Genomic DNA, 11,688 nt, shown 5'->3' with positions numbered 1-11,688 from the left:
GAAATCTTCAATACTCTGCCGGCACCGCATAGACTTCTGCGGATGGATCAGCGAGGAATGAGCGGACCGTCGGCGGCAGCCGGCGTGACGATAGCGGCAGCGGCCCGCAGCGCGACAGAAGCTCGCGCAAATCGGGCTCGGCGCCGACATGGCGCCAGATCATCCGCGACGCATAAGGGAGGTTTTCCTTTCGCCAGGAAACTCCCATAGTCGTCCCGCGCAGATAGACGCGCTGATACTCGTCGAAGGGCAGGAGGATCGTCTGTGACAGTATGGGATTTGGGCCGACGACCCGCTCCGTAATGAAGATCCGGTTTCGATAGAAGGCGGCCAAACCCACATATTTCGAAAACTGCTGGATGCCGTTTCCGGGGTCTCGCAGGCGCTCCATCGATTTGACATGCACCAGCCCGCCCTGCTCGATAATGCGACTGCAGGAACAGACAACCATTCCAGGCCAGGACGGTGAGCGATGGTAGGTCTGGAAATAGCCGATATGGCGCCGGAGCGCGGTTAGATCTCCGGGGAACGCCTTTAACAATTCGGAACTTTGATTGAGGTCCAGCGCCGGTTTGCGAAGCCGCTCGCGAAAGAGCCTGGGAGCGAGACCAAAGTCGGCTGCATCCAGATCGAAATACTTGGCGATACGCGCCAGATTATGAGCAGACGGCCGCGTCTGACCATTGATATATCGGTTGAATTGTTGCCGGTTGATATCGATTGCACGGCACAGATGCGAAATGGAACGCTGCGTTGCGCAGGCAATTTTAAGGTTCTCGACCAGGTGAGGCATCCGCAACTCCGTCTTGGAATGAACTAGCGTAAACTCGCTTAAAGATGCGTCAAGTCGCGAAATTGCGTGAAGCAGCCTGACCTCTACGTTCCCTCCCAACGAAGTTGAAAAAGGGAACTGCAATGACACGTGAAAAGGACCAATCTTCGCCTCTGAGCATCGGCCGCCGTCATTTCCTGGGCGGTGCCGTCGCGCTGGGCGCTTTGCCTGCCCTCACCTCCGGTCTCCTGATGCCGCGCGATGCCCGCGCGGAGGAAGCGAAGCGCGGCGGTCATCTGAAACTCGGCCTCAAGGGCGGCGCCACCAGCGATGCGCTCGACCCGGCAACCTATAGCGCCTCCGTCTTATTCGTCATTGGCCGCCTCTGGGGCGACACACTTGTCGAATCCGACCCTAAGACCGGCGCACCCTTGCCGTCGCTGGCGATTTCCTGGACACCATCGGCGGATGCATCCGTCTGGACCTTCAAGATCAGGAACGACGTGCAGTTTCACGACGGCAGCAAGATGACCGTTGCCGATATCGTCGCGACACTGAAACGACATGCAGACAAGAATTCGCAGTCCGGCGCTCTGGGGCTGATGGCCTCGATCACCGGTATTGAAGAAAAAGCAGGCGATCTTGTCCTGGCGCTTTCGGAAGGCAATGCGGACCTGCCGCTCCTTCTCACCGATTACCACCTGATCATTCAGCCGAAGGGCGGCGTCGATAGGCCGGCGGCGGCCATCGGTACAGGTCCCTACATTCTGAAAAGCTTCGAACCGGGCGTTCGCGCCACCTTCGAGAAGAACCCTACGGATTGGCGCTCCGACCGCGGCTTTGTCGACAGCGTCGAAATCCTCGTCATCAACGACAACACCGCCCGCATTGCAGCGCTCGCCTCCGGTCAGGTCCATTTCGTCAACAATGTCGACCCGAAGACCGTCCCGATGCTGAAGCGGGCACCGACCGTCGACATCCTCCGCAATGCCGGCAAGGGCTTCTACTGCTTCCTGATGCATTGCGACACGGCGCCCTTCGACAACGCCGATCTTCGGCTTGCGCTGAAATATGCGATCGACCGTCAGTCGATCCTCGACAAGGTTCTGGGCGGCTATGGAACGATCGGCAACGACTATCCGGTCAATTCCAACTACGCTCTCGCCCCGACCGATATCGAGCAACGGCCGTATGATCCGGATAAGGCTGCCTTCCATTTCAAGAAATCGGGCCTCGATCGCCCCGTTCAGTTGCTTACATCCGATGCAGCCTTTCCGGGCGCCGTGGATGCGGCGATCCTGTTCCAGCAAAGCGCGCGCAAGGCCGGCATTACGATCGACGTCAAGCGCGAGCCGGAAGACGGCTACTGGACCAATGTCTGGAACAAGCAGCCCTTCTGCGCCTCCTTCTGGGGCGGCCGTCCGACCCAGGATTCGCGCTACTCTACGTCCTACCTGTCGACCGCAGAATGGAACGACACGCGTTTCAAGCGCCCTGACTTCGACAAGTTGGTCCTGCAGGCGCGGTCTGAACTCGATGAAGCCAAGCGCAAGGTGCTTTATCGGCAGCTGGCGCTGATGGTGCGAGACGATGGCGGTCTGATCCTGCCCGTCTTCAACGACTACATCATGGCCTCTTCGAAAACGCTGAAGGGATATGTCGACGATATCGGCAACGATATGTCCAACGGCTACATCGGCAGCCGTGTATGGTTTAATGCCTAAACCTCTTCTGGATATATGACCATGTCAGACCGCAGCTTCACGACCATCGAAAATCAGTGGATCACCCTGAAGGACGGCACGCGGCTCGCCGCGCGCATCTGGATGCCCGACGGCGCAGAGAGCGATCCCGTGCCGGCGGTCTTCGAGTTCCTGCCCTACCGCAAGCGCGACGGAACGAGCCCGCGTGATGAATCCACCTACCCGGTCTTCGCCGCAGCCGGGATTGCCGGCGTGCGTGTCGACATCAGGGGCTCCGGAGAGTCCAGCGGCATTATCGACGGCGAATACACCGAGCTGGAGCTCGCCAATGCCTGTGAGCTGATCGCCTGGATCGCAGCACAACCTTGGTCGAACGGCTCGGTCGGCATGATGGGCATTTCCTGGGGCGGCTTCAACTGCCTGCAGGTCGCAGCCTTGAAGCCCCCGGCGTTGAAGGCGGTAATATCGATCGCCTCCACGGTCGATCGCTATAATGACGACATCCACTACAAGAACGGCTGCCATCTCTCCGCCCAGCTCTCCTGGGCGGCGACCATGCTTGCCTACCAGTCGCGCTCGCCTGATCCAGCCATCGTCGGCGACGACTGGCGCGATATGTGGCTGGAGCGCCTTGAGCAGGAACCTTTCTTCATGGAGGAATGGCTCCAGCATCAGCGTCGTGACGATTTCTGGCGGCACGGGTCGATCTGCGAAGATTTCGCAAGCTTCGATATTCCCGCCATCGTTATTGCCGGCTGGGCTGACGGTTATCGCAACACGCCGCTGCTGGCCGTCGAGGGTCTCGGCGAGAAAGCGAAGGCATTGCTCGGCCCGTGGATCCACAAATATCCGCATTTCGCCTGGCCGAAGCCGCGCGTCGATTTTCATGGCGAAGCCATCGCCTGGTGGAACCACTGGCTGCGTGGCGAACCTAACGGCGCCGAGGCCATGCCATCGGTGCGTGCCTATATTCTCGATTCGATAAAGCCAGCCACACGCCGCGACTTCGACCCCGGCTTCTGGATCGCGAAGCAAGAATGGCAGCAGCCCGAGATGCAGTGCTTCTATGTCGAGCAATTCGGCACGCTGATGGAAGGCATGCCGATCCCGCATGCGCCGGAACATCCCGTCTACCTGCGCTCGCCGCTCGACACGGGCACGGCCTCGGGCGAATGGTTCACCCTGAAGCCCGATGCGGAATTGGCGATCGATCAGCGTGTCGACGATGCCGGGTCGCTGACCTTCCAGACAGCGCCACTGGTCGAGGATCACGACTATCTCGGTCGCCCGGTCGTCACCTTGACGCTGCGGTGCGATGCCGAAACCGCCAATCTGTGCGCGAGGCTCGTCGATATCCATCCGGACGGCACGGCAACGCGCGTTTCCTTCGGCGTCCTCAATCTCGCCCATCGCAACGGCAATGCTGCGCCGGAGCCGCTGATTAAGAGTCAGCAGGTCCAGGTGACTCTGACGCTCGATGCCTGTGGCTATCGTTTCCGCAAGGGGCACCGCATTCGCCTGTCGCTGTCGACAGCCTATTGGCCGATGGTGCTGCCGCCACCTGAAGATCCGGGACTGACGATCGATATCGCCTCCATCGGCCTTGCTTTGCCGCAGCTCGGTGCACATGAGATTATCGACATCAAGCAGCCCGACAACCCCGATCCGCTGCCGAAATATATCGAACATGCACCGGGCTCGACGAAGCGACAGGTGGTGCGCGATCTCTCGGCCGGCGTCACCCGCTATGAAATTCATGAGGACACCGGCCTCTTCGAACATCCCGGCACGGGACTTTCCACACGGCAGTTGCGCGAAGAGGTCTGGTCGATCGCGCCGGACGATCCGCTGTCGATGACGGGCATCTCGACATGGACCTGCGACATGAGCCGCCCCGGCTGGTTCGTTCGCACGGTGGCGACATCGTCCATGTCGTGCACGGCAAAGGACTGGGTGATCAGCGCCTCGGTCGTTGCCTATGAAGGCGAGACCGAGATTTTCCGGAAGATCTTCGAGGAGAAGCGTATCGCGCGCGACCTGATGTAGGTCAACGGGAGCCCGCAAACCGGCTTGCCGCCGCGCAGATGGCGGCAAAGCCGACCCGCGCACCTTCGCTCATATGCCGTGCCCGCAGCCACGCATGCACCATTTGCGGCTCCTCGCGGAACCAGACTTCGACGCCTGCTTGCGCGAGCCGAGCCGCGTAATTGCGGCCATCGTCGCGCAGAGGATCGTAATGCGCAACCGTGATGAAGGTTGGTGGAAGTCCGGCCACGGAAGACGAGGCAAGCGGCTCGGCGACCGGATTGCCTGACGGAGCCTGCAGAATGGTGCGATAATAGGCGACATCCGCGGTCGTCAGCCCCGGCGCGTCGGCCATCTCCTCATAGGAGCCGGAGACGAGATCGCCGCCGAGCGCAGGGTAGATCAGGATCTGGCCGACAATTCCCGAAAGCCCCTCCGCTTGCGCCCGCACGACCAATCCCGCCGCGAGATTGCCGCCGGCGCTGTCGCCGATCAGCACGACCGACGTCTTCTCGGCAAGCAGCTGCTCGAGAACACTGAAACAATCATCCGTCTGCGCCGGCCAGCGATATTCCGGCGCCAGCCGATAATCGACCGAGACCAGCTCGGCGCCGGCATGATCGGCGATCTCGGCGCAGATGGCATGATGGCTTTCAAGCGAGCCGACGACGAAACCACCGCCATGGAGACACAGCAGCTTCGTTGCGGTACGGATATTGGCGGGCTTGTAACGCCTGACGGGAATCGTTCCGGATACGAGATCATCCGCGGTCTGCATGCCGTCGGGCAAGGGGCGATCGAAGCGCGCGCATAAGGCGTCATACCATTGGCGCTGTTGCGTAATGGAGGCCGTGACCGCATCCGGCGGATAAAAGGAGTCGCAGATCTCCATGAACTGCAGGATGCCTGCCTCGTTCGGCATGGGACGCTCGGCAGTAGCCATCGGATATCCTCGATTCGTGCCTATCGATCAAGGATAGCGCAACGATGCAAGCGAATGCTTACCTGCCTACGGCCAGCACCGCCGCGATGGCGACATCTGCCTGGTTGCGCCGCGTTCAATCGGCCGCAAATACGCTGCTCGACAGCAGGGAAAAACCCGTAGGCATCTGCATGCATTGCGCGTTGGACCAGGTGAGTACTGCAAGCGCGAGAGCCGCGCCAATCACAAGCCGAAGCATGATATTTCCTCATCGGTGTTGCTGCCATCGCGAGCTCAGTTGCATCGCGGGCATTGGATCGTTAGGCCAGCGCCGTGGAAGCGGCAGGGTTCCGTCTATATGGACCTCGTGCGGCTGACTTATGGCCAAGTCATGGCAGGAATTGAGTGTTCGCGAGCGATCCGCTCGGTGCTGGCCCGATCGCGGGGTTGGACCTTCACCTTGCGTGATATTGCTCGTCCGTCACATGCTCCAGCCAATCCACCACCTTGCCGTCGAGATGTTCGTGGATGGCGATATGGGTCATGGCTGTTGTCGGCGAAGCGCCGTGCCAGTGCTTCTCGTTCGGTTCGAACCAGACGACATCCCCGGGCCGGATCTCCTCGACCGGGCCGCCTTCGCGCTGAGCGAGGCCAAGGCCGGCGGTGACGATCAAGGTCTGGCCGCGCGGGTGGGTATGCCATGCCGTCCTCGCGCCAGGTTCAAAGGTGACGCTGCCGGCGGCGGCCCGGCGGGCGTCATTGGCAGCAAACAGCGGGTCAATCCTGACCGTACCGGTGAACCAGTCGGAGGGGCCTTTGCCGGAGGGTTGCGTGCCGTTCTTCTTGATGTCCATGATGACGTCCTTCCTGAAATCGGCTGCGTTGGCGCGACCGTGTGGGAATTAACTTAGCTCACGATTCACGGAGCGGTAGAGGGCCGTTCACGCATAGACTTATGAATAGGGACGATAAATCCCTTTCGAGTGGGAGGACGTAGCAAGTGCCCTGGGGTTGACCGTGCAGCCATGTTCATCGCGACATCAAGGCGCGGATGCTGCGATCTGCCGACTGCAGCAGCTCGAAGGCTTCGTAACGCCGCTGATGCAGCGCCTTGACGGCGCCATCCGCCGGCTCGAACCTCTTCGCCAGCCGTGACATGGCAGCCATGGCTTCCACGAGCGAGCCGCGATGTCCGCCAGCCGTAGCGCCGAGCATGGCCGCACCGAGAAGAACGGGCTCCTCCGTATCGGCGACAGCGACCGACCTGCCGGTCGTATCCGCCAAAAGCTGACGTACCAATGCGCTCTGGGCAGCCCCGCCGCTGGCGATGATGAGATCGCAGGTGATCCCGTCCTGTGCCAGCTTTTCGAGCAACTGCTTGAGGCCATAGCCGATACCGCAGAGGCCGGCGACATAAAGAGCGATCAGATCGTCGATGCCGGTTTCGAGCCCAAGGCCGGAAATGACGGCGCGCGCATCAGGATCGGCATAGGGCGACCGGTTACCGAGGAACTCGGGAACGACCTGTATGGATTGCGCGAGCTTTACGGCGTCGGATGTGTTTCCGCTCGCCTTCATGGCCTGCCGGTCCAGCCAGGCGACGAGCGACAAGCCTTCCGTCTCGGCCTTCTGATGCGCCTCGCCGGATGCCGGATGCATGGTAACGAGATGATCGATCGCAGCCCCTGCCGCAGACTGGCCGCCTTCCGTCAGCCAGAGGCCAGGCACCATGGCCGAATAATAGGGTCCCCAAACGCCATCGACGAACACAGCGTCATCGCTCGACGCCATCGAACAGGCGGAGGTGCCGAAGATATAGGCGAGCCTGTTCCTGACATCGGCTTTGCCGTCCGGTCCCTGGCCGCCAAGCGTGCCGACGCCGCCGGCATGGGCATCGATCAACGACGCACCGACCGGCGTACCAACGACGAGGCCAAGATCGCCGGCGGCAGCTTCGTTCAAGCCGCCACCGAGTGCGGTACCCGGCTCGACGATTTCTGTACCGATCCGCACAAAGCCTTCGTCGGCCAGCTCACCAAGGCCGATATCCTTGAAATATTGCGCGTCCCAGCGCTTTTCGTGGGCGAGATAGGTCCATTTGCAGGTGACCGTGCAGACCGATCTCTGCAGCGAGCCGGTTGCGCGCCAGGTCAGATAGTCGGCGAGATCGAAGAAATGATCCGTTGCCGCGAAGGATTGCGGCAGGTTTCGCTTCAGCCACAAGAGCTTCGGCGTCTCCATCTCGGGTGAGATACGGCCGCCGACATAGCGCAGCACGGCATGGTTGCCGGCATTGATCTCCGCCGCCTCGCCGGCCGCGCGATGATCCATCCAGACGATGATATTGCGATCGGCATCGCCCGATGGTCCCACAGCCACGGGCCGGCCATCCGCCTTGACCGCGACCAGTGAACAGGTTGCATCGAAACCGATGCCCGAAACGTCACCGGCCGCTATCTTTGCCGCTGCGACAGCCTCTTTGACGCTGTCGCAAACCGCCTTCCATATCTGCTCGCTCGACTGCTCGACGATACTGCCGGCCTCGTGCCAGATGGTGATCGGCCGCTTGGCGGCGGCGAGCAGATGGCCATGCGCATCGAAAACCCCGGCCCGGGCGCTGCCGGTGCCGACATCGATGCCGATGAAATAAGGTGCCGTCATCAGAGATCCGTACTCAAAGGCAGGATCACCAGATCCCGGATTACGATGTTACGCGGTCTGGATAGCATGAAGAGCACCGCTTCCGCCACTTCGGTCGCCTCCATCAGGCCGCCCGCGGCAATCGCTTCGTCAAGCTTTGCCTGTGGCCAGTCGCTGATCAGTGCCGTTACCACCGGCCCCGGCGCCACGGCGCCAACGCGGATGCCATGCTTGGCGACCTGGCGCCGAACCGTGTGCGTAAAGGCCTGCACGGCATGCTTGGACGCCGTATAGATCGGCTCCCAGACCACCGGCACCAGACCGGCGATCGAGCTGGTCATGATGATATCGCCTGTTTTGCGCTCGATCATGTGCGGCAGCACCATGCGAACCGAGCGGAAGGCCGCGTTGATATTCAGATCCAGCATACGGTCCCAGGAATCGGGATCGCCTTCCGCAACCTCCCCGCCGATATAGGCGCCGGCATTGGCATGGAAGATATCGAGCTTGCCGAACTTGCCAAGAATCTGCGGCATCATCGTCGCTACGCTCTCTGGGTTCAGAAGATCGACGACGACGGGAAAGGCGTTCGGCCCTAGTTCTGCGCAAAGGCTTTTCAGGCTGTCTTCAGCCCGGTCGACGAGGGCGACACTGGCGCCCTCGTTCAATAGCGATTTGGCGCATTCCAGGCCAATTCCAGACGCAGCCCCGGTGATGGCGGCGACCTTGCCGGCAAAATCCTGTCTCATAGCAATCCTTACCTTCTTGAAGAAATCAGCCGCGCCCATGCGAGGCGCGGGAACGACGGGCGAGCGAGTCGACGATGACGGCAATGGCAAGAACTGCCCCAGTGATCATGTAGCGAAGCGCCGACGACAGATCGAGCATGGTGAGGCCGCTCGCGATCGACTGGATGACGATGATGCCGAGCAGTGCCGAATAGGCGCTGCCGCGGCCGCCGAAGAGGCTGGTGCCGCCGATGACGGCCGCCGCAATCGCATTCAGATTGACGTCGCCTGTACCCGCCTGCTGGCTGGCAGAGGCGAGACGTGCCGCCGCCAGCACACCACCAAGGGCTGCGAACATGGCGCAGAGAACGAAGGCGCTGGTATAGATCCTGCGTACGTTGATACCGGCGCGGCGCGCTGCCTCGCGATTGCCGCCGACGGCGGACATCGACCGGCCCCATTGCGTGCGCGTCAGTGCGTAGTCCATGACGATAACAAGCACCACGAACAGGGCAAACATCCAGGGAATGCCGCGATCCTGATTGAGATAGAAGGCGACGAACTCCAAGGCCACGGTGATCACAGCCGCCTTCGCCAGCAGGCCGCCGACGGAGGGCGCGGAGAGGTGCGCCTGCTTGCGTCGCCGCACAGTACCCAAGCCGGTCACCAGCAGGACCGCACCCGGAATGAGCGCGAAGAGATAGGCAAGCGGTCGAGGAATGACAAGGAGTTGGCCGAAATTCACGATCGCCGAGCCATAGGGCAGATTGATCGAGCCGGTGGCGCCAAGCAGATAGAGCTGCATGCCGAGTACGGCGAGAAGGCCTGCCAATGTGGCAACGAAGCTCGGCATACCCAGGCGGTTGAACAGCACGGCATAGATCACGCCAATCACGCCACCGACGACCAGCGCCGCCAGGATCGCCAAGGCCACCGGCCAGCCCTCATTCACCCAGAGCATGCCGACCATGGCCGAAGCGAAGCCACTGATCGAGCCGACGGAAAGATCGATCTCACCGACCATCAGCACGCAGACTATGCCGAGCGAGATGATGCCGACGGTCGAAGCATCGAACAGCAGATTGGCGAGGTTGTTGCTTGAAAGGAAGGTCGGGTTCAGCGTGCCGAACACCGTCCAGATGATGACGAGACCGACGACGACGGGCAGCGAGCCGAGATCGCCGGAACGAACCTTGTCGATGGAGGAGCGGATGGTCGCGCCAAGCCCGGTGTCATGATTGACCCGGACGTCGCTGCGGTCAAGCAGCATGGTCGATTGCTTGCTGTCCTGGCTCATGGCTGGCCCCCTTCCCTCAATTCCTGCTGGGCCTGACGCCTCCCTGCCCGTCGCGACACGGCGTTTTCCGTGGCTCCGGTGATGGCGCTGACGAGTTCCTGGTTCGAGGCATCTGGATAGAAGATGCCGTTGTTGCGGCCGAGGCGCAGTACGACGATGCGGTCGGCAACGGCGCGCACATCCTCCATATTGTGGCTGATCATGATGACACCGAGCCCCTTGTCGCGGACGCGTTCGATAAGGTTCAGCACTTCGGCGGTTTGTGCGACGCCGAGCGCTGCGGTAGGCTCGTCGAGCATGATGAGTTTCGGCTCGAGCAGCAGCGAACGGGCGATCGCCACCGTCTGCCGCTGGCCGCCCGAAAGGGATGCGATGGGGATGCGTACGCTCGGGATACGCGCGGCAAGCTCATTGAGCAAAGTCCAGGCGCGAACCTCCATCGCGGTTTCGTCGAGCTTCAGCGGACTCAGTTCCCGGCCGAGGAAAATGTTGGCGACGACATCGAGGTTCTCGCAGAGCGCCAGATCCTGGAAAACCGTGGCGATGCCGAGATCAAGAGCCGTTGCGGGATCGCTGAGCGTTACCTGCTTGCCACGGAATGTGATGGTGCCCGCACTCGGTTGATGGACACCGGCCAGAACCTTGACGAGCGTCGATTTGCCGGCGCCATTGTCGCCGACAAGCGCCACCACTTCACCGGCATGCACATCGAGGTTGATATCCGTCAGTGCCGAGACGGCGCCGAAGTGTTTGGAGATCCCTTTGAGGCTGAGCACAAGCTCGCCGGACGGGGCTCTATGATCGGAAGCGTTACTCATGACTCGCCACCTTCTCGGGTTGAAATGCTATCGGATGCGTTTTGCCTCCGGCCGCCGAAGCGGCCGGAGACTGGGAGGAGCAGCCTTAGCTGCCGATACCGAGTTTCTTGCAGCCATCGGCATAACGGTCGTTGCAGAGCTGTTCCGGCGTCTGGATCGGCTTGCCGTTGACCGTCTTGTCGATGATCTCGGCCTTCAGGTTTTCGGACGTGACCAGGGCCGGCGTGAAGAGCTTGGTCGGCGTGTCGAAGAGCTTCGTGTCGGCCTTCGGCGTCTCGCCGGAGAGCAGCTCGATCGCGACATTGGCGGCAGCAGCCGCCACGATCTCGCTCGGCTTGGAGATCGTATTATACTGATCGCCCGAAATGATGAGCTGCAGGCCGGCAATGGTCGCATCATTGCCCGTGACCGGCGGCACCGGATCGTAGCCGGCGGCCTTGAAGGCAGCGACGGCCGCACCACCCGTGCCGTCATTGGCGGCGACGACACCGAGGATCTTCTTGCCGAAGCGGGTGATTTGGCCGCTTGCCCATTGCTGCGCCTTTGGCGGTGCCCATTCCGGCGTGTCGAATTCGGCCAGCACCGGATAGCCGCCGTCGGCCAGACCGGCATGGATGCCCTTCTTGATCAGGCCGGCAGCAGCATCGGTCGGCGAGCCATTGATTTCGAGAAGGCCGCCATCGCCAGCCTTCACGCCCTTCGCCTTCAAATGATCGACCAGTGACTTGGCGATCATCTTGCCGATCTCTTCATTGTTGAAGGACACGTAGTAGTCGGCGGCCG

At 61.5% G+C, this 11,688-nt stretch carries 11 protein-coding genes; 2 read left to right on the top strand and 9 right to left on the bottom strand.

Going from position 1 to position 11,688, the window contains the following annotated elements; translation table 11 throughout:
• Positions 1 to 7: 7 nt before the first annotated feature.
• A complete protein-coding gene (locus PH552_RS19225; RefSeq protein ID WP_112344948.1) occupies positions 8 to 793 on the bottom strand; it encodes a helix-turn-helix domain-containing protein in 786 nt (261 codons plus the stop codon).
• A 122-nt stretch (positions 794 to 915) separates the two neighbouring features.
• On the opposite strand from PH552_RS19225, the gene PH552_RS19220 reads away from it, so the two are divergent.
• Together PH552_RS19220 and PH552_RS19215 are read left to right on the top strand one after the other, a co-directional pair.
• The gene (locus tag PH552_RS19220; RefSeq protein ID WP_112344947.1) at positions 916 to 2,496 is read left to right on the top strand and encodes an ABC transporter substrate-binding protein; all 1,581 of its coding nucleotides are present in this window, start codon (positions 916 to 918) and stop codon (positions 2,494 to 2,496) included.
• Positions 2,497 to 2,517: 21 nt separating this feature from the next.
• Entirely contained in the window at positions 2,518 to 4,521 is a 2,004-nt protein-coding gene (locus tag PH552_RS19215) for a CocE/NonD family hydrolase (protein ID WP_112344946.1), read from the top strand.
• Between the two features lies 1 nt (position 4,522).
• Here the strand turns inward: PH552_RS19215 and PH552_RS19210 are convergent, their stop codons facing one another.
• The 8 genes from PH552_RS19210 to PH552_RS19175 form a co-directional block, all read right to left on the bottom strand.
• Complete coding sequence (locus PH552_RS19210; protein ID WP_112344945.1) at positions 4,523 to 5,443, bottom strand: alpha/beta hydrolase; 921 nt, start codon at positions 5,441 to 5,443, stop codon at positions 4,523 to 4,525.
• Positions 5,444 to 5,558: 115 nt separating this feature from the next.
• Positions 5,559 to 5,681: a hypothetical protein gene (locus tag PH552_RS19205; RefSeq protein ID WP_281024054.1), complete on the bottom strand. Its 123-nt coding sequence runs from the start codon at positions 5,679 to 5,681 to the stop codon at positions 5,559 to 5,561.
• Positions 5,682 to 5,877: 196 nt separating this feature from the next.
• Positions 5,878 to 6,276, bottom strand: coding sequence for a (R)-mandelonitrile lyase (locus PH552_RS19200; protein WP_112344944.1), 399 nt, complete (start codon positions 6,274 to 6,276; stop codon positions 5,878 to 5,880).
• A gap of 175 nt (positions 6,277 to 6,451) precedes the next feature.
• Positions 6,452 to 8,083, bottom strand: a complete 1,632-nt coding sequence (locus PH552_RS19195) for an FGGY-family carbohydrate kinase (protein WP_112344943.1) — start codon at positions 8,081 to 8,083, stop codon at positions 6,452 to 6,454.
• Positions 8,083 to 8,811, bottom strand: a complete 729-nt coding sequence (locus PH552_RS19190) for an SDR family oxidoreductase (RefSeq protein ID WP_112345213.1) — start codon at positions 8,809 to 8,811, stop codon at positions 8,083 to 8,085. Before PH552_RS19190 ends, PH552_RS19195 begins: the two co-directional genes overlap by 1 nt.
• A 25-nt stretch (positions 8,812 to 8,836) precedes the next feature.
• On the bottom strand, positions 8,837 to 10,087 hold the full coding sequence (locus tag PH552_RS19185; RefSeq protein WP_285166244.1) for a sugar ABC transporter permease: 1,251 nt from the start codon (positions 10,085 to 10,087) through the stop codon (positions 8,837 to 8,839).
• Positions 10,084 to 10,905 carry an ATP-binding cassette domain-containing protein gene (locus PH552_RS19180; protein WP_112344941.1) on the bottom strand — a complete coding sequence of 274 codons (822 nt, stop codon included), beginning with the start codon at positions 10,903 to 10,905 and terminating at the stop codon, positions 10,084 to 10,086. The genes PH552_RS19185 and PH552_RS19180 overlap by 4 nt, the downstream gene beginning before the upstream one ends.
• Positions 10,906 to 10,990: 85 nt before the next feature.
• A partial coding sequence (locus PH552_RS19175) for a substrate-binding domain-containing protein (protein ID WP_285166243.1) occupies positions 10,991 to 11,688 on the bottom strand: 698 nt, incomplete at its 5' end.

It is taken from the genome of Rhizobium aureum, from assembly GCF_030182495.1.
Taxonomy (GTDB): domain Bacteria; phylum Pseudomonadota; class Alphaproteobacteria; order Rhizobiales; family Rhizobiaceae; genus Rhizobium; species Rhizobium tropici_C.
Note: the sequence above shows the minus strand (reverse complement) of the source record. Positions and strands in the feature narration are given on the sequence as shown.

Bases quoted from the DNA above. Each gene is read 5' to 3' on its own strand.
- PH552_RS19200 (WP_112344944.1), bottom strand. From the start codon at position 6,276: ATGGACATCAAGAAGAACGGCACGCAACCCTCCGGCAAAGGCCCCTCC.
- PH552_RS19225 (WP_112344948.1), bottom strand. From the start codon at position 793: ATGCCTCACCTGGTCGAGAACCTTAAAATTGCCTGCGCAACGCAGCGT.
- PH552_RS19215 (WP_112344946.1), top strand. From the start codon at position 2,518: ATGTCAGACCGCAGCTTCACGACCATCGAAAATCAGTGGATCACCCTG.
- PH552_RS19180 (WP_112344941.1), bottom strand. From the start codon at position 10,905: ATGAGTAACGCTTCCGATCATAGAGCCCCGTCCGGCGAGCTTGTGCTC.
- PH552_RS19210 (WP_112344945.1), bottom strand. From the start codon at position 5,443: ATGGCTACTGCCGAGCGTCCCATGCCGAACGAGGCAGGCATCCTGCAG.
- PH552_RS19205 (WP_281024054.1), bottom strand. From the start codon at position 5,681: ATGCTTCGGCTTGTGATTGGCGCGGCTCTCGCGCTTGCAGTACTCACC.
- PH552_RS19220 (WP_112344947.1), top strand. From the start codon at position 916: ATGACACGTGAAAAGGACCAATCTTCGCCTCTGAGCATCGGCCGCCGT.
- PH552_RS19190 (WP_112345213.1), bottom strand. From the start codon at position 8,811: ATGAGACAGGATTTTGCCGGCAAGGTCGCCGCCATCACCGGGGCTGCG.
- PH552_RS19185 (WP_285166244.1), bottom strand. From the start codon at position 10,087: ATGAGCCAGGACAGCAAGCAATCGACCATGCTGCTTGACCGCAGCGAC.
- PH552_RS19195 (WP_112344943.1), bottom strand. From the start codon at position 8,083: ATGACGGCACCTTATTTCATCGGCATCGATGTCGGCACCGGCAGCGCC.